The following is a 19,910-nucleotide window of genomic DNA, read 5'->3' on the forward strand; positions in this document are numbered from 1 at the left end:
CGTCGAGTTCAGCGCTTCGGCGCGTCGGCGCCGAGCGGCAGCACGACGGCTTTCACCTCGAGCGTCTCGCGCCGCCCTTCGCGGCCCTCGACCACCAGCGTCAGCGGCACCGTGTCGCCGGCCTTCAGCTGCTGCTTCAGGCCCATCAGCATCAGGTGATGCCCGCCCGGCCTGAGCACGACCGGCTTGCCGGGCGGCAGCTCGAGCGACTCGATGGCGCGCATCGCCATCACGTCGCCCTGCATCGTCATCTCGTGCACCTCGGCGATGCGCGCCACCGGCGATTGCACCGCCACCAGCCGGCCGCCCTGCGCCGAGGTGATGCGCATGAAGGCGCCCGTGCCCAGCTGCTGCGCGACGGTGGCGCGCACCCAGGCGTCGCTGACGCGGGTCTGCGCCTGGGCCGGGCCGGCCAGGAGGAGAGCCAGGAGCAGGGTTGACGATCGCATGGTGGGTCCGGCGCCGATTCTAGGGACGCCGCCCCGATAATCCGCTGCATGAGCATCCAGACAGACGACTTCGCGCCCGCCCGGCGGATCGTCAGCGCTGCGCCAGCCTCGCCCAACGAGGAGGCGATCGAGCGCGCGCTGCGGCCCAAGGGCCTGGCCGAGTACGTCGGCCAGGCCAAGGTGCGCGAGCAGCTGGAGATCTTCATCGGCGCGGCGAAGAAGCGCGCCGAGGCGATGGACCACGTGCTGCTGTTCGGCCCGCCGGGCCTGGGCAAGACCACGCTGAGCCACATCATCGCCAACGAGCTGGGCGTGAACCTGCGCCAGACCAGCGGCCCGGTGCTCGAGAAGCCCAAGGACCTGGCGGCGATCCTGACCAACCTCGAGCGCAACGACGTGCTCTTCATCGACGAGATCCACCGGCTCAGCCCGGTCGTCGAGGAGATCCTCTACCCGGCGCTGGAGGACTACCAGATCGACATCATGATCGGCGAGGGCCCGGCGGCACGCTCGATCAAGCTCGACCTGCAGCCCTTCACGCTGGTGGGCGCGACCACACGCGCCGGCATGCTGACCAACCCGCTGCGCGACCGCTTCGGCATCGTCGCGCGGCTCGAGTTCTACACGCCCGAGGAGCTGGCGCGCATCGTGCACCGCTCGGCCGGGCTGCTGGAGGTGCCCACCGACGAGGCCGGCGCCTTCGAGATCGCGCGCCGCTCGCGCGGCACGCCGCGCATCGCCAACCGGCTGCTGCGCCGGGTGCGCGACTATGCCGACGTGAAGGGCGACGGCCGCATCGTGAAGGCGCTGGCGGAGAAGGCGCTGGCGATGCTCGACGTCGACCCGCTCGGGCTCGACCTGATGGACCGCAAGCTGCTCGAGGCGGTGATCCACCGTTTCGACGGCGGGCCGGTGGGCCTGGACAACGTGGCCGCGGCAATCGGCGAGGAGCGCGACACGATCGAGGACGTGATCGAGCCCTACCTGATCCAGCAGGGTTACCTGCAGCGCACGCCACGCGGCCGCGTGGCCACGCTGGCGGCCTACCGCCACCTCGGCGTCGCGCCGCCGCGCAGCAGCCCGGCGGCGGACCTGTTCGACGCCTGAAGGCGAGAGGAACCCCGGCCATGGCGAGCATCGTGCTGAGCGCGGCCGACAAGGCGGAGGATCGCCATGCGTGGGCCATGCTGCAGCGTGCGCGCCCGCTGGTCGACTGGGACAAGGGCTCGCTGCGCCACGCCGACCTGACCGGCGAAGGCGTGTGGTCGCGCGTGATGGCCGGACAGGACGACGAGCGCCGGCTGTACGTCGGCCTGGTGCGCCCGGCGCGCGAGGGTGCGCTCAACCCGCAGGTGGTCGAGCTCGGCGCGGTGAGCGCACTGTCGCTGGCCTTCCACAAGCTGGAGCGGCCGGAAGAATGCGTCGCGCTCGACGGCACACGCCTGGAGGGCTGCCCCGCCAAGCGCGGCAAACGCGGCCTGACGCTGACCATCGACGGCACGACGGTGCTGCGCCTGCACTGGAACGCGCCGGCCCGGCGCTTCGACACCACGCCCTGGGCCCTGCCCTCCGGCTGATCAGCGCGTCAGATCAGGTCCTCGATGACCAGCCGGTGGTACTTCTCGGCCAGCAGCGCGCCGTGGGCCCGCGCCGTCTCGGCCACGCGCCCGGCCTGCACGTCCTCCGGCGCGAACACGATCAGCCAGCTCGCGCCCTCGGCCGCCAGCGCCTTGTAGCGCCGCATCAGCGTGATCTCGTAGCCGAAGCCGGCGAAATCGCTCGCATGCTGGAGCATGCGGTCCATCTCGTCGTTCTCCTCGGCGGCGCTGTACTCGAGGATGTCCTCGCGCTCGAAGCCCTGCTGCAGCAGGGCCTGCACCGCCGCGGCCGCGGCGCGGTCGTCCGGCATCGCCACCACCACGTGCCCGACCGGCTTGAACGCGCCGAGCGATTGCGGGTGGTCGGCCTTGGTCATGCGCTTGAGAGCCATGATCGCCACCTCCTTGCAGGGACGGTGCGGGCACTGTACGCCGCGCCCCCGCTGCGGCCAAACCCGCGCGCGCGGTCAGGTCTTGTGGCTGCCGCGGCGCTTCTGCCAGGCCAGCAGCTCGCCGACGAAGCCGCGCCGGAAGGCGACCACGCAGACCACGAAGATCGCGCCGATGATCACCGTGACCCAGGAGCCGACGCGGTCGGCCAGGAAGTTCTGCAGCCCGATGATCGTGAAGGCACCGATCACCGGCCCGGCGAAGGTGCCCATGCCGCCGAGCAGCGTCATCAGCACCACCTCGCCGGAGAGCGACCAATGCGCATCCGACAGCGTGGCGAAGCCCAGCACGATGGTCTTGATCGAGCCGGCCAGCCCGGCCAGGCCGGTGGACAGCACGAAGGCGAGCAGCTTGTAGCGGTCGACCTCGTAGCCGAGCGAAATCGCGCGCGGCTCGTTCTCGCGGATCGCCTTGAGCACCTGGCCGTAGGGCGAGTGCACAATGCGCACGATGGCCAGGAAGACCGCGACGAACACCGCCAGCACGACGTAGTACAGCACCGTGTCGTTGGCCAGCGAGATCCCCAGCAGGCTGCCGCGCGGCACGCCCTGCAGACCGTCCTCGCCGCCGGTGAAGGGCGCCTGCAGCCAGACGAAATAGACCATCTGCGCCATCGCCAGCGTGATCATCGCGAAGTAGATGCCCTGGCGGCGGATCGCGATCGCGCCCACCACCAGGCCGAGCAGCGCGGCGAACAGCGTGCCGCCCAGCACGCCGAGCAGGCTCGACCAGCCGGCGCTCTTGACCAGCCAGCCGGTGATGTAGGCCGCCGCGCCCAGGTAGGCCGCGTGGCCGAACGACAGCAGCCCGGTGTAACCCAGCAGCAGGTTGAAGGCGCAGGCGAAGATCGCGAAGCACAGCGCCTTCATCATGAAGATCGGGTACAGGCCGATGAAGGGTGCGGCCAGCAGCACCAGCAGCCCGAGGCCCCAGGCGACGCGGCCGGTCGTGTCGGTGCCCATCAGCGCTCCTTCCCGAACAGCCCGGCCGGGCGCAGGATCAGCACGATCGCCATGATCACGAACACGACGATGTTCGAGGCCTCGGGGTAGAAGACCTTGGTCAGGCCCTCGACGATGCCCAGCATCAGCCCGGTGAGGATCGAGCCGAGGATCGAGCCCATGCCGCCGATCACGACGACGGCGAACACCACGATGATCAGGTTGCTGCCCATCAGCGGCGTGATCTGGATGACCGGCGCCGCCAGCACGCCGGCGATCGCCGCCAGTCCGGCGCCGCCCGCGTAGGTGAGCATCACCATCAGCGGCACGTTGACGCCGAAGGCCTGCACCAGCGCCGGGTTCTCGGTGCCGGCGCGCAGGTAGGAGCCGAGCCGGGTGCGCTCGATCAGGAACCAGGTGCCGAAGCAGACCACCAGCGAGGCCAGCACCACCCAGCCGCGGTAGTTCGGCAGGATCATGAAGCCGAGGTTGGTGGCGCCCTGCAGCAGTTCGGGCACCGGGTACTGCTGGCCCGAGACGCCGAACCGGTCGCGGAACAGGCCCTCGGCGATCAGCGACAGGCCGAAGGTCAGCAGCAGGCCGTAGATCGGGTCGATCCGGTAGAGCTGCCTGAGCAGCGTGCGCTCGATGGCCAGCCCGAGCGCCCCGACGACCAGCGGCGAGACCAGCAGCGCCACCCAGTAGTTCAGGCCGAGGACCTCGAGGCAGCCCCAGGCCACGTACGCGCCGATCATGTACAGCGCGCCGTGCGCGAAGTTGACGATCCCGAGCAGCCCGAAGATCACCGCCAGCCCGAGGCTGAGCATGGCGTAGAACGAGCCGTTGACGAGCCCGAGCAGCAGCTGGCCCAGGAAGGCCTGCAGGGGGATGCCGAAGATCTCCATGGCTCGGGCGCGTCGCTGCGTTCAGCCTATTTCCACAGCGGGCACTTGGTGTCGGCCTTGGTGGTCCACGCGGCCTCGCCCTTGATCGTCTCGACGACCTTGTAGTAGTCCCAGGGCTCGGTCGACTCGGCCGGCGACTTCACCTGCATCAGGTACATGTCGTGCACCATGCGACCGTCCTCGCGGATGTAGCCGCCCTTGGCGAACACGTCGTTGATCTTGGTCTTGCGCATCTGCGCCAGCACCTTGTCGGCATCGTCGCTGCCGGTGGCCTTCACCGCGGCCAGGTACTGCAGCGTGGCCGAGTAGTCGCCGGCCTGCAGCGACGAGGGCATGCGCTTCATCTTCTCGAAGAACTTGCGGCTCCAGGCGCGTGCCTCGGGATCGCGGTTCCAGTACCAGCTGTCGGTCAGGTACATGCCCTCGGTGGTCTTCAGGCCGAGCGAGTGGATGTCGTTGATGAAGATCAGCAGGCCGGCCAGCTTCATCGACTTGGTGATGCCGAACTCGTTGGCCGCCTTGATGGTGTTGATGGTGTCGCCGCCGGCGTTGGCCATGCCGAGGATCTGCGCCTTGCTCGACTGCGCCTGCAGCAGGAAGGACGAGAAGTCGCTCGCGTTCAGCGGGTGCTTGACCGAGCCGACGATGGTGCCGCCGGCCGCGGTGACGACCTTGCTGGTGTCGTTCTGCAGCGCCGCGCCGAAGGCGTAGTCGGCGGTCAGGAAGAACCAGCTCTTGCCGCCCGCCTTGACCACCGCGTTGCCGGTGCCCTTGGACAGCGCGACGGTGTCGTAGGCCCAGTGCACCGTGTAGGGCGTGCACTGGTCGTTGGTCAGTGCCGATGTCGCCGCGCCGACGACGATGAAGGGCTTCTTCTTCTCCGCCGCCACCTTGGCCATGGCCAGCGCGGTGCCGGAGTTGGTGCCGCCGATCAGCATGTCCAGGCCCTGGGTGTCGAACCACTCGCGCGCCTTGGCGGCGGCGATGTCGGCCTTGTTCTGGTGGTCGGCGAACAGCACCTCGACCTTCTTGCCGGCCACCGTGCCGCCGGCGTCGGCGACCGCCATCCTGATCGCCTCCACGCCGCCCTGGCCGTCGATGTCGGCGTAGACGCTGGACATGTCGGTGATCAGGCCGATCCTGATCACGTCGCCGGAGATCTGCGCCTGCGCGCCGGTGGCGGCGGCCAGCGCGAGCGTGCAGGCGGCGGCGGTCTTCTTGAGGTTCATCGGAGGGCTCCTTCGGGGTGAGGGTCGCGGAAGGTCGGTGAGGCTCAGACGCCGAGGTACTCGTGCAGGCGTTCCATGCGCGCCGGCAGCTCGGCCTGGGTGAATTCCTGGATGACCTGGCCATGTTCCATGACCAGGAAGCGGTCGGCCAGCGGCGCGGCGAAGCGGAAGTTCTGTTCCACCATGACGATCGTGTAGCCCTGCCGGCGCAGCGCCACCACGACCTCGGCGAGCTTCTGCACGATCACCGGCGCGAGACCTTCGCTGATCTCGTCGAGCAGCAGCAGCCTGGCGCCGGTGCGCAGGATGCGCGCCACCGCGAGCATCTGCTGCTCGCCGCCGGACAGCCGCGTGCCCTGGCTGCCGGCGCGTTCCTTCAGGTTCGGGAACATCGCGTAGATCTGCTCGACGCTCATGCCGCCGTCGGACAGCTGCGGCGGCAGCAGCAGGTTCTCCTGCGCCGACAGGCTGGCGAAGATGCCGCGCTCCTCGGGGCAGTAGCCGATCCCGAGTCGGGCGATGCGGTGCGTCGGCGCGCCGATCACCTCGGTGCCCAGCACCTTGACCGAGCCGGTGCGCGAGCCGGTCAGGCCCAGGATCGCGCGCAGCGTGCTGGTGCGGCCGGCGCCGTTGCGGCCCAGCAGCGTGACGACCTCGCCCTCGTCGACGTGGAAGTTCACGCCGTGCAGCACGTGCGACTCGCCGTACCAGGCGTGCAGGTCGCGCACCTCGAGGAAGCGGGTCCCCATCAGTGGGCCCCTTTCAGTCCGACGCTGGCGCTGCCCATGTAGGCCTCGATCACCGCGGGGTCCTTCGACACCTGCTCGTACGGCCCCTCGGCCAGCACCGCGCCGCGCTGCAGCACCGTGATCGTGTCGGCGATGCTGGCCACCACGCTCATGTTGTGCTCGACCATCAGGATGGTGCGGTCGGCCGAGACGCGCTTGATCAGCTGGCGGATGCGGTCCACGTCCTCCAGGCCCATGCCCTGGGTCGGCTCGTCCAGCAGCATCAGCTTGGGCTCCATCGCCAGCGTCGTCGCGATCTCGAGTGCGCGCTTGCGGCCGTAGGCCAGCTCGACGGCCGGCGTGGCGGCGCTGCCTTCCAGGTCCACCGCGCGCAGCAGCTCGAGCGCGCGCGTGTTCAGGCCCTCGAGCGAGCGCTCCGACTTCCAGAAGTGGAACGAGGTGCCGAGCTTGCGCTGCAGCGCCACGCGCACGTTCTCCAGCACCGACAAGTGCGGGAACACGGCCGAGATCTGGAACGAGCGGATCACGCCGCGCCGCGCGATGTGCGCAGCGCTCTCGCGCGTGATGTCGACGCCGTCGAACACGATCTGCCCGGCAGTGGGCGTGTGGAACTTGGTCAGCAGGTTGAAGCAGGTGGTCTTGCCGGCGCCGTTCGGGCCGATCAGCGCGTGGATGCTGCCGCGCCGGACCTTCAGGTTCACGTCGGCCACCGCGACGAAGCCCTTGAACTCCTTCGTCAGGCCCCGCGTCTCGAGGATCACGTCGTCGCTCACGAGACCGTCCCCCGCGCCGCCGCACCGAGGCGCTCCGACAGCCGCCTGGCCGTGCGCAGCAGCTGCTCGCGGTGGCGCGCGCCGCCGTCGGGGCCGAGCATGGCCTTGTTCAGGCAGAGGCCGACGCCGGCCACGGGCGCCCCGGCGGCGTCGAACACGGGTGCGCCGAAGCAGTAGACCCCGGCACGCACGCCCTCGTCGTCGATGCTGTGGCCGCGCTCGCGCACCGCGTCGAGCTCCTTCAGCAGCTCGGCGACACGCCTGGGCCCCTTGCCGGTCATCGACGACAACGGCGCGCTGCCGAACCAGCGGCGCACCTCGTCGCGCGGATGGAAGGCCAGCATGGCCTTGCCGGTGGCCGCCAGGTGCGCCGGCAGCCGCATGCCGACGGTGAACGCCAGCCCGAGCGGGCGCTGCCCGTTGCGCGCGCCGATGTAGACGACCTCGGTGCCGCTGAGCACCGACAGGATGATCGTCTCCTCGGGCTGCGCGGCCGCGTCGCGCCACAGCGCGTTGAACTCGTCGGCGACGTTCGTGCCGGCCACGAAGGCCTCGGCCAGCGACATCACGCGCGGGCCGATGCGGAAGGCGCCGTCGTCCTGCCGGCGCAGGTAGCCGTGGCTCAGCAGCGTGCTGCACAGGCCATGCACGCTGCTCTTGGGCAGGGCGAGATCGGCCGCGAGCCGCGCCAGGCTCATCGGCTCGCGCTGCTGGGCCAGGCGCTCGAGCAGGGCCAGCGCGCGCTCGACGGCGGGCACCGCGCGCACAACGCGCGGCGGATCGGCGGCCTGGGATCGGGCATGCATCGGGGGACGGGCGTCGTTCAGCCTGATGAACGACCTTCAGCCATTCGAACGGCGAGTGTAGGCAGCACGGCGCGGCCACGCCCCGGGGTTTGCCCTCCCGGGGGCAACCCGCGGTCGGCGGCTCAGCGGATGCAGCCGCGTGCGTCGACCGGCCAGACCGCCTCGACGCGGCCCGATGCCAGGCCGCCGCGCACCACGATGTAGTGCTCGTGCAGGTTGACGGTCGGGTCGCAGTGGCCGGGCACCAGCCAGACCGTCTCGCCGAGTGCCGGCAGGTCGCTGCCGCCCGGGCGGCGGCGCAGCAGGCCATGTTCGTCGCCCCCGTTGGCGAACTCCAGGTCCATGCCCCAGACACGCGGCAGGCCGCTGTCGATCGCGTGCGACTTGTGGCCGGCGTCCACCACCGCGTGCGCCGCGCCGGCGCTGATGACCTGGCTCTTGACGAACAGCGCATGCTCGAACACCGGCGCGCCGAGGCTCGGCTGGTTGTCGGCATAGTCTCGGTCCATGAAGACGTAGCTGCCGGCCTGCAGCTCGCCGTACAGGCCGCTCGTGCCCTCGAGCATGTAGGTGCCGGTGCCCGCGCCGGTGACCAGCGGGCAGGCGATGCCCGCGGCCGTCACGCTCGCCTGCGCCGCGCGCGCCAGCGCCAGCGAATGGCGGATCGCCGCCTCGCGCTCGGCCGGCGCGCGCAGGTGCTGGGCGCGGCCATGGTAGGCCTGCAGCCCGGCGAAGCGCAGGCCGTGCGCCACCACCTGGTGCACCAGCGCGCCGGCCGCCGTGGGCGCGACGCCGCAGCGGCCCTGGCCGACGTCGACCTCGACGAACACGTCGGCCATCGTGCCGCGCACCCGCAGCGCCTGGGCAAGGCGCTCGGCACCGAGGGCCGAATCCACCGCCACGGCCAGGCGAACGCGGCCGGCGAGCTCGGCGAGCTCGGCCAGGCGTGCCGGCTCCAGCACCTCGTTGCTGACGTAGAGGTCGTTCACGCCCGCGTCGGCCAGCGCGAGCGCCTCGCTGGTCTTCTGCACGCACACGCCCACCGCGCCGGCAGCCATCTGGCGCCGCGCGATCTCGCCGCTCTTGTGTGTCTTGGCATGCGGCCGCAGCCTGACGCCGCGGTCGCGCGCCCAGCCGGCCAGCGCCGCGATGTTGCGCTCCAGCGCCTCGAGTTCGATCACCAGCGCCGGCGTGGCGATCGCCTCGACCGGGTCGCCGACGCGCGCTGCAGGCGCCAGACTCATGCCTTGCCTCCGTCGCTGAACTCGTCGTGCTCGGCGCCGTCCAGGTGCGTGGTATCGGCCCAGCCCACCAGCGTCAGGCCGGCGTCGGTGTGCAGGAGGCGGTTGACACTGGCGTTGCCGAGCTGCCAGGTGCGCGGCGCGCGCAGCTCGAGCCGGCCGGCGGCGCGGTACAGGCAGTCGAGCACGCCGCCGTGCGCCACCAGCGCGATCGCCTCGCCCGGGTGCGCCTGCGCGATGCGCAGCGCCGCGGCCACGCAGCGTTCGTAGAACTGGGCCAGCGTCTCGCCGCCGGGCGGGCCGAAATCGGGGTCGCGCCGGCGCCAGCGTTCGCTCTCGGCCGGCCAGCGCTGCTCGATCTCGGACCAGGTCTGGCCCTCGAAGGTGCCGAAGGCGCGCTCGCGCAGGCCGCGCTCCTCGTGCACCGGCAGGCCGGTCGCCTCGGCCAGCGCCTGCGCGGTCTGGCGTGCGCGCTGCAGGTCGCTCGAGTAGAGGCGCGTCAGGCCCTCGTCGGCCAGCGCGCGGGCCAGGCGGGCGGCCTGCCAGCGCCCGGTGGCGTTCAGCGGGATGTCGAGCTGCCCCTGGATGCGCGTGCCGACATTCCAGTCGGTCTCGCCGTGGCGGATGGCGAGCAGGCGGGTGGTGGCGTTCAACCGAGCAGGCGCTTGTTCAGCGTGTAGGTGCCCGAGTAGGTGGCCTCGGCCAGCACATGCGGGTAGATCGCCGCACGCGCCTGGGCGCCGGTGAAGCGGCCCTCGACCGGCGCACGCTCGCAGGCCAGCGCGTAGAGCGTGAACACGTAGTGATGCACCAGCGAGTCGTTGAAGGGCGGGAACGGGCCGTCGTAGCCGAAGTAGTCGCCCGCCATCTGGGCGTCGCCGGCGAACCAGCCGGTGTAGTCGTTGATGCCGTGGCGCGCGCCGTGCAGCGTCGCCGGGCCGGATTTGCCGCGCGCGGTGAAGCCGCGGCTGAACTCGCCCTCGCGGATCAGGTGCAGCCCGGGCGGGAGGTCGACCAGCACCCAGTGGAAGAAGTCGACGCGCGGCAGGTCCTGCGGCACCTCGCGGTCGCTGCGGTTGACGTCGTCGCCGCGGCTGGGCACGTCGAAGTCGTGGCAGATCAGCGCGAACGACTTCGTGCCCGGCGGCGCGTCGCTCCACGCCAGGTGCGGGTTCAGGTTGTCGGAGAAGGTGGCGCCGCCCGCCCCGTCGGGCTTGCCGGCAGCGCAGCGCACCGGGATGCGGTCCCCGTTGACCCAGCTCTCGCTCCACAGTCTCATCGTCCCTCCTGCTGTCGTGCCGGCCGGGGCTCAGACGCCCCAGACGATCTCCTTGCCCGCGGCCTGCGCCCGCTTGATCATCTCGGCCAGCGGCCAGGCGCGCTGGCGCAGCGAGACGCCTTCCTCCGGCGCCGGGCTGCGGCCCTCGGCCTCGGCCTCGCGGCGCGCCTGATCACGGCGCGCCTCCTCGTCGGCGATCGCCTTCTCCAGCGCGGCCAGCGCCGCCGGCATGGCCGCCGGTTCGAGGATGCCCTTGGGCGCCGGCTCCTTGCCGATCAGGCGCAGCACTTGGTCGCCGGTCGGGCCCAGCATGATGACGTCGCCCGCCGCCTTCGACTTGAACTTGTAGATCACGATTCGCCGGTCCGGTACATGTAGCCGCGGTTGAACGGATACGGCGATTGTGCTCCCCTCAGCGCACCGGCCGAGAGATCGCCGCTCGGGCGCGCCGCGAGCATCTGGAACAGCGAGATCCAGCCGTGCTCGAAGCTCATCGCGCTGCCGGCCAGGTAGAGCCGGTAGGCCCGCACCACCGACTCGCGCGTCAGCCGGCGCGCCGTGTCGAGGTTGGCCTCCAGCGCGTCGCTCCAGGCCCACAGCGTGCGCGCGTAGTGCGGCCGCAGGCTCTCGACGTCCAGCGGCTCGAGGCGCTGCTCGCCGAGCACCTCGAGCACCTTCGAGACGTGCAGCAGTTCGCCGCCGGGGAAGATGTAGCGCTCGATGAAGTCGCCCAGGCCGGCGCCGAGCTGGTGGTTGCGCGTGCCGCCGGCGGTGATGCCGTGGTTCAGCAGCAGGCCGCCGGGCTTGAGCAGGCGGCGGATCTTGGCGAAGTATTCCGGCAGGCGCGCCAGGCCGACATGCTCGAACATGCCCACCGAGGCGATCTTGTCCCAGGGCTCGTCCTCGGGCAGGTCGCGGTAGTCGCACAGCACCATCGTCACCCGGCCGCGCAGCCCGCGCTCCTCGATCAGCCGGTTGACGTGGGCATGCTGGTTGCGGCTGAGCGTGATGCCGTGCGCCCGCACGCCGTGGTGCTCGGCCGCCCACAGCAGCAGCGCGCCCCAGCCGGCGCCGATGTCGAGGAAACGCTCGCCCTCGCGCAGCAGCAGCTTGCGGCAGATGTGCTCGAGCTTGGCCTCCTGGGCCTGGGCCAGCGCCATGCCGCGCTCGCGGAAGTAGGCGCAGGAGTAGACCCGGCGCGGGTCGAGCCAGAGCGCATAGAAGTCGTCCGAGACGTCGTAGTGCTGCTGCACCTGGCGCGCATCGGCCGCAGGTTCGTGGCGGCGGCGCGAGCGCACGGGCCTCCACAGCATGCGCCACCAGGCGCTCATGGCCCCCGGCGGGCGGGTCGGGTCGTCGCCGATCAGCGCGGCAGCCACGGCGGCGATGTCGCGCGGCGCGCCCTCGATGTCGACGCGCCCTTCGACGTAGGCCGCGCCGATCGCGCCGACCTGCCCGGCGACCAGTGGCGCGAGCGCGGCGTAGTCCTTCAGGCGCAACGTGACGGCAGCCGGCTCGGGCCCGAGCCGCTGCCCGCCGGGCAGCAGCACCGCCAGCGGCAACCGAAGTCCGGACAGCTTGCGTTCCAGGACGGCATCGAGGGCACCCATGCGCAGCCTCCTTGCGCAGGGAACTCTACAGAATCCGGGCGCGCGCGCATCGGGCGCGCCGGCAAATCCCGACTCAGGGCCGTTGTCGCCGCAGCGGCACCACGCGCTGCGGCTGGTCGGGCGACTCCAGCAGCGTCTCGAAGCTGCGCACGTCCAGCGCCGGCGCGTACAGGAAGCCCTGGAACTGGTCGCAGCCGGCCTGGCTCAGGAAGCGGCGCTGCGCCTCGGTCTCCACACCCTCGGCGATCACCTGCAGCTTGAGCGCGCGGGCCAGGTCGATGATGGCGCTGACGATGCCCGCGTCGGCCGCGTCGTCGGGCAGGTCGCAGACGAAGCTGCGGTCGATCTTCAGGCGCCCGATCGGCAGCCGCTTCAGGTAGCCGAGGCTGGAGTAGCCGGTGCCGAAGTCGTCCACCGACAGGTGCACGCCCAGCCGCGCCAGCGCCTGCAGCCGTGCCAGCGTGTCCTCGGCGTCCTGGATCAGGATCGACTCGGTCAGCTCGAGCTCGAGCCACTGCGGCGCCAGCCCGGCGGCACGCAGCGTGGCGGCCACGCCGTCGACGAAGCCGCTCTGGCGGAACTGCAGCGCCGAGACGTTGACGGCGATGCGCAGCGGCCGCCCGCGCGCATGCCACAGCGCCGCCTGCGTGACGGCCTGGCGCAGCACCCAGTCGCCGATCGCGACGATGAAGCCGCTCTCCTCGGCCACCGGGATGAACTGCCCCGGCGGCACCTCGCCGAGCTCCGGGTCGCGCCAGCGGATCAGCGCCTCCGCACCGACCACGGCGCCGCTGGCCAGCTCGACCTGCGGCTGGTAGTGCAGCCGGAAGCGCTGCTGCGCGAGCGCCTGGCGCATCGCGTGGTCCAGCCGCATGCGGGTGCGCAGCTGCCGTTCCGGCACCGCGGCGTGCAGGCTGCCGAAGCGCCAGGCGTTGCGGCCGGACTGCTTGACCTCGCGCATCGCCGCGTCGGCGTGGCCGAGCAGCGGATCGAGCGCGGCGCCGTCGCCCGGGTGCATCGCGATGCCGATGCTGCCGGTCACCGTGAAGGTCAGCCCGTCGACGGCGAAGGGCCGCTGCAGCGCGTCCATCACGCGCCGCGCGGCGGCCTCGGCGCCGGCCGCATCGGAGCGGTGCGCCAGCAGCACGAACTCGTCGCCGCCCAGGCGGGCGATGGTGTCGATCTGGCGCACGCAGCCCTGCAGGCGCTCGGCCACCTCGACCAGCACGCGATCGGCCACCGCGTGGCCGAAGGTCTCGTTGATCTGGTTGAAGCGGTCCAGGTTGAGCAGCAGCAGCGCGAACGGCGTGCCGTCGCGCTGCGATTGGGCCACCGCGCGTTCCAGCCGGTCGGACAGCAGGCCGCGGTTGGGCAGGCCGGTCAGCAGGTCGTGGTGCGAGAGCTGCTCGATGCGGCGCTGCGCCGCCACGCGCTCGGTGATGTCGCGGAACGAATGCACCCGCCCGATCGGGCGGCCGCCGCTGCACTGCGGGCGCGAGACGCGCTCCAGCACGGTGCCGGAGTGCAGCACGATCTGGTCGCTGGCCTGCATCAGCGTGGCCTCCTCGATCGCCGCGAGGCGGCGCAGGTAGGGGCCCGGGTCGGCCACGCTGCGGCGCATCCAGTCCATCACCGCGCGGTCGTCGCGACGCTCCAGCAGGTCCAGCGGCAGGCCCCACAGTTCGGCGAAGCGGTGGTTGCAGTGGCGGATGCGGCCGGCGAGGTCGGTCACCAGCAGGCCGTCGTCGGTGGACTCGAGCGTGGCGGCCAGCTCGGCACGCGCCACCTCGAGCGCGCGTTCGCTGGCCTGCTGCGCCGCCCGGTCGTGCAGGCTGACCAGCCACCCGTGCCAGCCGTCGGCCTGCACCGGCGCGATGCGGCGCGTCACCGGCACGGCCCGGCCGTCGGCATGGGTGACGAAGGTGTCGGAGAGCAGGTCGGCCGTGCTGCCGCCGGCGGCCTCGTCCCAGTAGCACAGGTCCTCGGGCGTGCCGGCCAGCGTGCGTACCGGCTGGCCGACCAGCGCCTCGACCGGGCGGCCGAGCAGTACCGCCGCCGCCGGGTTGGCGGCCGCCACCTCCAGCCGATCGGGCTCGACCAGCCATGCCGCGTGCAGCATGGCGTCCAGCAGCGAACGCAGCGCCGGGGTCATTCCTCGTCGCGCACCGGCTCGAAGAAGTAGGCCACGCGCGGGCGCGGTGCCAGGTACAGCCGGGTCGCCTCGGGCAGCTGCTGCGGGCGCAGGCTGCGCCGGATGCCCAGGCCGTCGCTCTTCTCGAGGTCGAGGATCAGGGCCTCTTCGCGCGGCACGCCGCTCTGGTGCACCAGTACGCGCGGCTTGAGCGGGCGCGAGGAGTTGACCGCCACGACCAGCGCGTAGCGGTCGTCGGTGAGCTGCACCGCCGAGCCCGGCGGGTACACGCCCATCATCTTGATGAAGGCGCCGAGGATGGCGGTGTCGAAGCGGCTGCGCCACTGCGCGAACAGCAGCGAGACCGCCTCGTGCGGCGTGAGCGCGCGCGCAGCCAGGTTCGGGTTGCAGAGGTTGTCGTAGCGGTTCACCAGCGCGACGATGCGCGCCAGCGCGGTCATGCGGTCGGTGTTCAGCTTGAGCGGAAAACCGCTGCCGTCGGCATGCTCGTGGTGCTGCGCGATCACCAGCGAGGCGCCCGGCGTCAGCCCCATGCGGCGTGCGTGGGCCACGCCGTGGCCGACATGCTCCTCGTAGGCGCGCGACTCGGCGGGCGAGAAGTGGTCCTCGCGGTGGCGCACGCGGTCGGGCAGCTCCAGCTTGCCGATGTCGTGCAGCAGCGCACCGACGCCCAGGTCCATCAGGTCCGCCTCGGCCATGCCGAAGGTGCGCGCCATCAGCATGGCCACGATGGTCACGTTCAGCGCATGGGCCGAGGCCTTGTCGCCGGCCGCCTCGCCGAGCAGCCGGATGCAGAGGTCGTGTTCGCCCAGCATCTTGTCCATCAGCGCGCGGGTCAGCCCGGCGGCCTGTTCGGCCGCCTGCTGCGGCTGCGCGGCGACGAGTTCGGCGGCCCGCTTGCATTCGCGTGCGGCTTCGGCGAATTGCTGTTCGCAGCGCGCCAGCGATTCGCGCTGGCGGGCCAGCGCGGCGCGGTGCTGCGCGCGGGCCTGCTCTTCGGGGCTCGGGGCGGCCGGCGCCGCGGGCTGCGGCGCGGCAGCGGGGGGCGGGGCCGGCACGTCGCTCTGCGAGGCGCTCCAGCGCACCTTGGCCAGGCCGAGCGAGCGGATCGTCGCGATCTGATCGTCCGAGGTGATGCGGAAACTCGACAGCGGGAAGGGATGCGCCAGCCAGCCCAGGTCCAGATGCACGAACATCCCGACACGCAGGGCGTCGACGTCGATGGTGTCGTGAGAAGTCAGGCGGGGCATGGTGTGGGAACGGCGGGCGAACCGGCTTGACGAGGGTTTCGGCCAGGCCCCGGGCGACTTGAGCGCCGCGCTTGCGACATCCTGACGCGTTTCCTACAATGTTCGTTTATTGAACTCAAGTTCGCATATAGAACTTTCGGAGACCACCGTCATGACCCACGCCTTCATCTGCGATGCGATCCGCACGCCCTTCGGCCGCTACGGCGGCGCGCTGTCCTCGGTGCGCGCCGACGACCTGGCCGCCGTGCCGATCCGCGCGCTGCTCGCGCGCCACCCCCGTCTCGACTGGCAGGCCGTCACCGACGTGATCTACGGTTGCGCCAACCAGGCCGGCGAGGACAACCGGAACGTCGCCCGGATGGCGGCGTTGCTGGCCGGGCTGCCGATCGAGGTGCCGGGCTCGACGGTGAACCGCCTGTGCGGCTCGGGCATGGATGCGGTGGGCTCGGCCGCACGCGCCATCAAGGCCGGCGAGGCGCAGCTGATGATTGCCGGCGGCGTGGAAAGCATGAGCCGCGCGCCGTTCGTGATGCCCAAGGCCGAGAGCGCCTTCAGCCGCAGCAACGCGGTGTACGACACCACGATCGGCTGGCGCTTCGTCAACAGGCTCATGAAGGAGCAGTACGGCGTCGACTCGATGCCCGAGACGGCGGAGAACGTGGCCGCCGACTTCGGCATCGAGCGCGCCGCGCAGGACGCGATGGCGCTGCGCTCGCAGCTCAACGCGGTGAAGGCGCAGCAGGCCGGCTTCTTCGATGCCGAGATCACGCCGGTGACGATCGCGCAGAAGAAGGGCGATCCGCTCATCGTCGCGAAGGACGAGCACCCGCGCGAGACCAGCCTCGAGGCGCTGGCCCGGCTCAAGGGCGTGGTGCGGCCCGACGGCACGGTGACCGCCGGCAACGCCTCGGGCGTCAACGACGGTGCCTGCGCGCTGCTGCTGGCCGGCGAGGCGGCCGCGGCGCGCCACGGGCTGACCCCGCGCGCCCGCATCGTCGGCATGGCCACGGCCGGCGTGCCGCCGCGCATCATGGGCATCGGCCCGGCGCCGGCCACCCGCAAGGTGCTCGAGCTGACCGGCCTGAGCCTGGCGCAGATGGACGTGATCGAGCTGAACGAGGCCTTCGCCGCCCAGGGCCTGGCGGTGCTGCGCCAGCTCGGCCTGGCCGACGACGATGCCCGCGTCAACCCGAACGGCGGGGCGATCGCGCTCGGCCATCCGCTGGGCGCCTCCGGCGCGCGGCTCGTGACCACGGCGGTCAACCAGCTGCACCGCATCGGCGGCCGCTACGCGCTGGCCACCATGTGCATCGGCGTCGGCCAGGGCATCGCGATGGTGGTCGAGCGGGTCTGAGCGTCGCGGGGGGGGGGGCGCGCCCTACACTGCCGCGGCGGAGGCCCGCGGTGCCCGACATCTTCCTCTCCTACCGGCGCCGGGACAGTGCGAGCGCCACCGGCCGGCTGGCCGACCGCCTGGTGGAGCACTTCGGGCCGGAGCGCGTGTTCCACGACCACGCGTCCATCCTCGCCGGAGAGGACTTCGCCGCAGCGATCCGCCGCGCGATCAACCTCTCGACCGTGGTGCTGGCGGTGATCGGCCCGGACTGGCTGGAGGCCCGCGACGAACATGGCACCCGGCGCCTGGACGACCCGAACGACTTCGTGCGGCTGGAGATCGCCGACGCGCTCGAGGCCGGCCTGCCGGTGCTGCCCGTGCTGGTGGAAGGCGCAGCGATGCCGACCGCGGCACAGCTGCCGGCGGTGCTGGCGGACTTCGCGCGCTGCCAGGCCGTCGAGCTGAGCGAATCGCGCTGGCGCTACGACAGCGACCGCCTGATCGCGCTGCTGCAGTCGCGCTACGCGATCGAATCCGAGCAGCCGCCCCTGCTGAGCGACCCGGACGAGAAGCTGGTGCTGAGCTGGCCCGGCCGGCTGGCGCTGGACCTGCTCGAACTCGCCACCCACCCGACGCGCCTGATCGGCCGGCGCCAGACCGGGCGGGCGATCGACCACCTGCGCGCGTTCGCCTTCCTCGTGGTCTGCCTGGCGCTCGGCAACACGCTGCTGCTGCTCGGGCTGGACCGCTACCTGACGCTGCGCGAGTCGGGCGACTTCGTCGGCTTCCAGCTCTTCGCCGGCGTGCTGGAGCTGTTCGTCGTCACGCTGGTGTCGGTCGCGCTGACCGTCGCCTGGCGCCTCGTGGGCAGCCGGGTCGAGTTCCGCCAGATCACGCTGATCATGGCCTTCATCGGCGGCGGTGCAGTGCTCGGCAGCGCCGTCGGCTGGCTGGTCTGGAGCCTCGGGCTGATGCTCAGCGATCCGACGCTGATCGGCCGCGCCACCGAGCTGCTAGCCGGCCGCACCGCGGGCGCCCCGGTCACCTTGTCGGAGCGGGCCGTACTGGTCGGCAACATGGTGCAGGCCGCGGCCCAGGGCCCGGCCCGCGCGGCGATGGTGTTCGCCACGCTGGTGTGGGCCGGCACGCTGCTGTGGACGGCGATCGCCTGGGGATCGTTCCGGCTCAGCTTCGGCGCCAGCCGCCTGCGCGCGGCCGGCGCGACGCTGCTGTGCGCCGGCCTGCTCGGCGCCGTGCTCGCGCTCAGCGTCTGGCTGGCGGGCTGATCAGGCCGGCAGCGGCTGCTCGACGCGCGCTGCGGCTGGCGCCAGCGCCTGCAGCACGCGCGCCAGCGCGGCCACGGCCACGTCGACCTGCGCACGCGTGATGGTCAGCGGCGGCGCCAGGCGCACCACGGTGTGGTGGGTGTCCTTGGTCAGCACACCCTCGTGCATCAGCGCCTCGCAGACCTGGCGCGCGCTGGCGACGCTCGGATCGATCTGCACGCCCACCAGCAGCCCGCGCCCGCGCAGCTCGGTGATGGCCGGGTGCCGCAGGCCGCGCAGCCGCTCCATCAGGTAGGCGCCCAGGTCGGCGGCGCGCTCGGCCAGGCGGTCGCGCTCGAGCAGTTCCAGCGCGGCCAGGCCCACGGCGGCGGCCAGCGGGTTGCCGCCGAAGGTGCTGCCGTGGTCCCCCGGCGTGAACTGGTCCATCACGTCGGCACGCGCCAGGAAGGCGCTCACCGGCAGCAGCCCGCCGCCGAGCGCCTTGCCGAGCGTCAGCCCGTCCGGCCGCACGCCCTCGTGGTCGCAGGCCAGCATCGCGCCGGTGCGGCCGAGGCCGGTCTGGACCTCGTCGCAGATCATCAGCACGTCGTGCCGGTTGCAGATCGCGCGCACCTCGCGCAGGTAGCCGGCCGGCGGCACCACGATGCCGGCCTCGCCCTGGATCGGCTCGACGATGAAGGCCGCGGTGTGCGGCCCGATGGCGCGTTCCAGCGCCGCGGCGTCGCCATAAGGCACGCTGACGAAGCCGGGCGCGAACGGGCCGAAACCGTCGCGGTACTGCGCCTCGCTGGAGAAGCCGACGATGGTGGTGGTTCGGCCGGCGAAGTTGCCTTCGGCGACGACGATCTGCGCCCGGCCCTCCGGCACGCGTTTGACCTTGTAGGCCCATTTGCGCGCCGCCTTGATCGCTGTCTCGACCGCCTCGGCGCCCGAGTTCATCGGCAGCGCCCGCTCCATGCCGGTGGCCGAGCACAGCGCGGCCAGGAAGGGGCCGAGCCGGTCGGTGTGGAAGGCACGCGAGGTGACCGCCAGGCGCTGCGCCTGCTCGGTGAGGGCCTGCACCAGCGCCGGGTGGGAATGGCCGAAGCTGACCGCCGAGTAGGCCGACATCATGTCGAGGTACCGACGGCCTTCGGTGTCGAACAGGTACACGCCCTCGCCGCGCGTCAGCACGACCGGCAGCGGGTGGTAGTTGTGGGCGCCGTGGCGCGCCTCCAGGGCGACGGGATCGTTCTGCATGGCCGGCACTGTAGGCGCCGCGAGACGAAATGTGCGTTCCAAAGCTTGCACGCCACGCCGCGATCGCGCACGATTCGTGCGTAAACAGGGGGTTGAGGATGAACGGAAACGAGCTCGACGGTCTGGACCGCAAGATCCTGGCGGAACTGCAGTCCGATGGGCGCGCCACCAATGTCGAACTGTCCGGGCGGGTGCACCTGTCCGCGCCGCAATGCTTCCGGCGGGTGCGTGCGCTCGAGGAGCGCGGCGTGATCCAGGGCTACGCGGCGCGGGTGCAGCCCGAGTCGCTCGGTTTCGGGGTGATGGCCTATGTCGGCCTGACCATCGCCGGCGAGCAGTTCGGCCGGGTGCGCGAGATCGAGGCCAGCATCCGCGACTTCCCGCAGATCCTCGAATGCCACACCGTCTCGGGCGACCACGACTACCTGCTCAAGGTCGTCGCGCGCGACCTGAAGAGCCTGTCGCAGTTCCTGACCGACCGGCTCATGCAGGTGCGCGGGGTCGACGATGTGCGCTCGATGATCTGCCTGGAGGAGATCAAGGCCGCGGCACCCTTGCCCGTGGATCTCTGACGCCAGGGGCGTCCGGCGCCTGCGCGAATACCGCGCAAAAGTTTG

Annotated in this window: 21 protein-coding genes; 5 read left to right on the forward strand and 16 right to left on the reverse strand. The window is 71.8% G+C overall.

The window, feature by feature from the left end:
- Nucleotides 1–8: 8 nt before the first annotated feature.
- A complete protein-coding gene (locus D9C15_RS01290) occupies nt 9–449 on the reverse strand; it encodes a copper chaperone PCu(A)C (protein ID WP_127995611.1) in 441 nt (146 codons plus the stop codon).
- A 48-nt stretch (nt 450–497) separates the two neighbouring features.
- On the opposite strand from D9C15_RS01290, the gene ruvB reads away from it, so the two are divergent.
- Nucleotides 498–1,556 (forward strand): Holliday junction branch migration DNA helicase RuvB, encoded by a 1,059-nt coding sequence (gene ruvB, locus D9C15_RS01295; RefSeq protein WP_127995612.1) that lies wholly within the window; start codon nt 498–500, stop codon nt 1,554–1,556.
- A 20-nt stretch (nt 1,557–1,576) separates the two neighbouring features.
- Nucleotides 1,577–2,026, forward strand: coding sequence for a hypothetical protein (locus tag D9C15_RS01300; protein ID WP_127995613.1), 450 nt, complete (start codon nt 1,577–1,579; stop codon nt 2,024–2,026).
- 8 nt (nt 2,027–2,034) lie between these two features.
- Here D9C15_RS01300 and D9C15_RS01305 read toward each other — a convergent pair whose 3' ends face one another.
- From D9C15_RS01305 to D9C15_RS01370, 14 genes are all read right to left on the reverse strand, one after another.
- Nucleotides 2,035–2,439 (reverse strand): hypothetical protein, encoded by a 405-nt coding sequence (locus tag D9C15_RS01305; RefSeq protein WP_127995614.1) that lies wholly within the window; start codon nt 2,437–2,439, stop codon nt 2,035–2,037.
- Between the two features lie 75 nt (nt 2,440–2,514).
- Nucleotides 2,515–3,459 (reverse strand): branched-chain amino acid ABC transporter permease, encoded by a 945-nt coding sequence (locus tag D9C15_RS01310; RefSeq protein WP_127995615.1) that lies wholly within the window; start codon nt 3,457–3,459, stop codon nt 2,515–2,517.
- Nucleotides 3,459–4,343, reverse strand: a complete 885-nt coding sequence (locus tag D9C15_RS01315) for a branched-chain amino acid ABC transporter permease (RefSeq protein WP_127995616.1) — start codon at nt 4,341–4,343, stop codon at nt 3,459–3,461. Before D9C15_RS01315 ends, D9C15_RS01310 begins: the two co-directional genes overlap by 1 nt.
- A 26-nt stretch (nt 4,344–4,369) precedes the next feature.
- Nucleotides 4,370–5,572: an ABC transporter substrate-binding protein gene (locus D9C15_RS01320; RefSeq protein WP_127995617.1), complete on the reverse strand. Its 1,203-nt coding sequence runs from the start codon at nt 5,570–5,572 to the stop codon at nt 4,370–4,372.
- A gap of 44 nt (nt 5,573–5,616) precedes the next feature.
- Nucleotides 5,617–6,321: an ABC transporter ATP-binding protein gene (locus D9C15_RS01325; protein WP_127995618.1), complete on the reverse strand. Its 705-nt coding sequence runs from the start codon at nt 6,319–6,321 to the stop codon at nt 5,617–5,619.
- The gene (locus D9C15_RS01330; protein ID WP_127995619.1) at nt 6,321–7,094 is read right to left on the reverse strand and encodes an ABC transporter ATP-binding protein; all 774 of its coding nucleotides are present in this window, start codon (nt 7,092–7,094) and stop codon (nt 6,321–6,323) included. The genes D9C15_RS01325 and D9C15_RS01330 overlap by 1 nt, the downstream gene beginning before the upstream one ends.
- Nucleotides 7,091–7,900, reverse strand: a complete 810-nt coding sequence (locus D9C15_RS01335) for an IclR family transcriptional regulator (RefSeq protein WP_127995620.1) — start codon at nt 7,898–7,900, stop codon at nt 7,091–7,093. The genes D9C15_RS01330 and D9C15_RS01335 overlap by 4 nt, the downstream gene beginning before the upstream one ends.
- A gap of 122 nt (nt 7,901–8,022) precedes the next feature.
- Nucleotides 8,023–9,144: a DSD1 family PLP-dependent enzyme gene (locus D9C15_RS01340; RefSeq protein ID WP_127995621.1), complete on the reverse strand. Its 1,122-nt coding sequence runs from the start codon at nt 9,142–9,144 to the stop codon at nt 8,023–8,025.
- Nucleotides 9,141–9,794, reverse strand: coding sequence for a histidine phosphatase family protein (locus D9C15_RS01345; RefSeq protein ID WP_127995622.1), 654 nt, complete (start codon nt 9,792–9,794; stop codon nt 9,141–9,143). Before D9C15_RS01345 ends, D9C15_RS01340 begins: the two co-directional genes overlap by 4 nt.
- Nucleotides 9,791–10,420 carry a YbhB/YbcL family Raf kinase inhibitor-like protein gene (locus tag D9C15_RS01350; RefSeq protein ID WP_127995623.1) on the reverse strand — a complete coding sequence of 210 codons (630 nt, stop codon included), beginning with the start codon at nt 10,418–10,420 and terminating at the stop codon, nt 9,791–9,793. The genes D9C15_RS01345 and D9C15_RS01350 overlap by 4 nt, the downstream gene beginning before the upstream one ends.
- A 30-nt stretch (nt 10,421–10,450) precedes the next feature.
- Nucleotides 10,451–10,774: a DUF1840 domain-containing protein gene (locus D9C15_RS01355; RefSeq protein ID WP_127995624.1), complete on the reverse strand. Its 324-nt coding sequence runs from the start codon at nt 10,772–10,774 to the stop codon at nt 10,451–10,453.
- Complete coding sequence (locus D9C15_RS01360; protein WP_127995625.1) at nt 10,771–12,030, reverse strand: class I SAM-dependent methyltransferase; 1,260 nt, start codon at nt 12,028–12,030, stop codon at nt 10,771–10,773. Before D9C15_RS01360 ends, D9C15_RS01355 begins: the two co-directional genes overlap by 4 nt.
- Nucleotides 12,031–12,103: 73 nt before the next feature.
- A complete protein-coding gene (locus D9C15_RS01365; protein ID WP_127995626.1) occupies nt 12,104–14,182 on the reverse strand; it encodes a putative bifunctional diguanylate cyclase/phosphodiesterase in 2,079 nt (692 codons plus the stop codon).
- A complete protein-coding gene (locus D9C15_RS01370) occupies nt 14,179–15,432 on the reverse strand; it encodes a cyclic di-GMP phosphodiesterase (RefSeq protein ID WP_127995627.1) in 1,254 nt (417 codons plus the stop codon). The genes D9C15_RS01365 and D9C15_RS01370 overlap by 4 nt, the downstream gene beginning before the upstream one ends.
- Before the next feature lie 151 nt (nt 15,433–15,583).
- Between D9C15_RS01370 and pcaF the strand changes: the two genes are divergently transcribed.
- Complete coding sequence (gene pcaF, locus D9C15_RS01375; RefSeq protein WP_127995628.1) at nt 15,584–16,786, forward strand: 3-oxoadipyl-CoA thiolase; 1,203 nt, start codon at nt 15,584–15,586, stop codon at nt 16,784–16,786.
- 50 nt (nt 16,787–16,836) lie between these two features.
- Complete coding sequence (locus D9C15_RS01380; RefSeq protein WP_164886609.1) at nt 16,837–18,054, forward strand: toll/interleukin-1 receptor domain-containing protein; 1,218 nt, start codon at nt 16,837–16,839, stop codon at nt 18,052–18,054.
- Here the strand turns inward: D9C15_RS01380 and rocD are convergent, their stop codons facing one another.
- Nucleotides 18,055–19,293, reverse strand: coding sequence for an ornithine--oxo-acid transaminase (rocD, locus tag D9C15_RS01385; protein ID WP_127995630.1), 1,239 nt, complete (start codon nt 19,291–19,293; stop codon nt 18,055–18,057).
- A 98-nt stretch (nt 19,294–19,391) separates the two neighbouring features.
- Between rocD and D9C15_RS01390 the strand changes: the two genes are divergently transcribed.
- Complete coding sequence (locus tag D9C15_RS01390) at nt 19,392–19,865, forward strand: Lrp/AsnC family transcriptional regulator (RefSeq protein ID WP_127995631.1); 474 nt, start codon at nt 19,392–19,394, stop codon at nt 19,863–19,865.
- Nucleotides 19,866–19,910: the final 45 nt, after the last annotated feature.

The sequence above is a fragment of the Piscinibacter defluvii genome, from assembly GCF_004011805.1.
In the GTDB taxonomy this organism is placed as follows: Bacteria; Pseudomonadota; Gammaproteobacteria; order Burkholderiales; family Burkholderiaceae_C; genus Piscinibacter; species Piscinibacter defluvii.

Bases quoted from the DNA above. Each gene is read 5' to 3' on its own strand.
- D9C15_RS01370 (WP_127995627.1), bottom strand. From the start codon at position 15,432: ATGCCCCGCCTGACTTCTCACGACACCATCGACGTCGACGCCCTGCGT.
- D9C15_RS01310 (WP_127995615.1), bottom strand. From the start codon at position 3,459: ATGGGCACCGACACGACCGGCCGCGTCGCCTGGGGCCTCGGGCTGCTG.
- D9C15_RS01325 (WP_127995618.1), bottom strand. From the start codon at position 6,321: ATGGGGACCCGCTTCCTCGAGGTGCGCGACCTGCACGCCTGGTACGGC.
- D9C15_RS01365 (WP_127995626.1), bottom strand. From the start codon at position 14,182: ATGACCCCGGCGCTGCGTTCGCTGCTGGACGCCATGCTGCACGCGGCA.
- D9C15_RS01360 (WP_127995625.1), bottom strand. From the start codon at position 12,030: ATGGGTGCCCTCGATGCCGTCCTGGAACGCAAGCTGTCCGGACTTCGG.
- D9C15_RS01340 (WP_127995621.1), bottom strand. From the start codon at position 9,144: ATGAGTCTGGCGCCTGCAGCGCGCGTCGGCGACCCGGTCGAGGCGATC.
- D9C15_RS01290 (WP_127995611.1), bottom strand. From the start codon at position 449: ATGCGATCGTCAACCCTGCTCCTGGCTCTCCTCCTGGCCGGCCCGGCC.
- D9C15_RS01350 (WP_127995623.1), bottom strand. From the start codon at position 10,420: ATGAGACTGTGGAGCGAGAGCTGGGTCAACGGGGACCGCATCCCGGTG.
- ruvB (WP_127995612.1), top strand. From the start codon at position 498: ATGAGCATCCAGACAGACGACTTCGCGCCCGCCCGGCGGATCGTCAGC.
- D9C15_RS01315 (WP_127995616.1), bottom strand. From the start codon at position 4,343: ATGGAGATCTTCGGCATCCCCCTGCAGGCCTTCCTGGGCCAGCTGCTG.
- D9C15_RS01320 (WP_127995617.1), bottom strand. From the start codon at position 5,572: ATGAACCTCAAGAAGACCGCCGCCGCCTGCACGCTCGCGCTGGCCGCC.
- D9C15_RS01300 (WP_127995613.1), top strand. From the start codon at position 1,577: ATGGCGAGCATCGTGCTGAGCGCGGCCGACAAGGCGGAGGATCGCCAT.
- pcaF (WP_127995628.1), top strand. From the start codon at position 15,584: ATGACCCACGCCTTCATCTGCGATGCGATCCGCACGCCCTTCGGCCGC.
- rocD (WP_127995630.1), bottom strand. From the start codon at position 19,293: ATGCAGAACGATCCCGTCGCCCTGGAGGCGCGCCACGGCGCCCACAAC.
- D9C15_RS01335 (WP_127995620.1), bottom strand. From the start codon at position 7,900: ATGCATGCCCGATCCCAGGCCGCCGATCCGCCGCGCGTTGTGCGCGCG.
- D9C15_RS01390 (WP_127995631.1), top strand. From the start codon at position 19,392: ATGAACGGAAACGAGCTCGACGGTCTGGACCGCAAGATCCTGGCGGAA.
- D9C15_RS01305 (WP_127995614.1), bottom strand. From the start codon at position 2,439: ATGGCTCTCAAGCGCATGACCAAGGCCGACCACCCGCAATCGCTCGGC.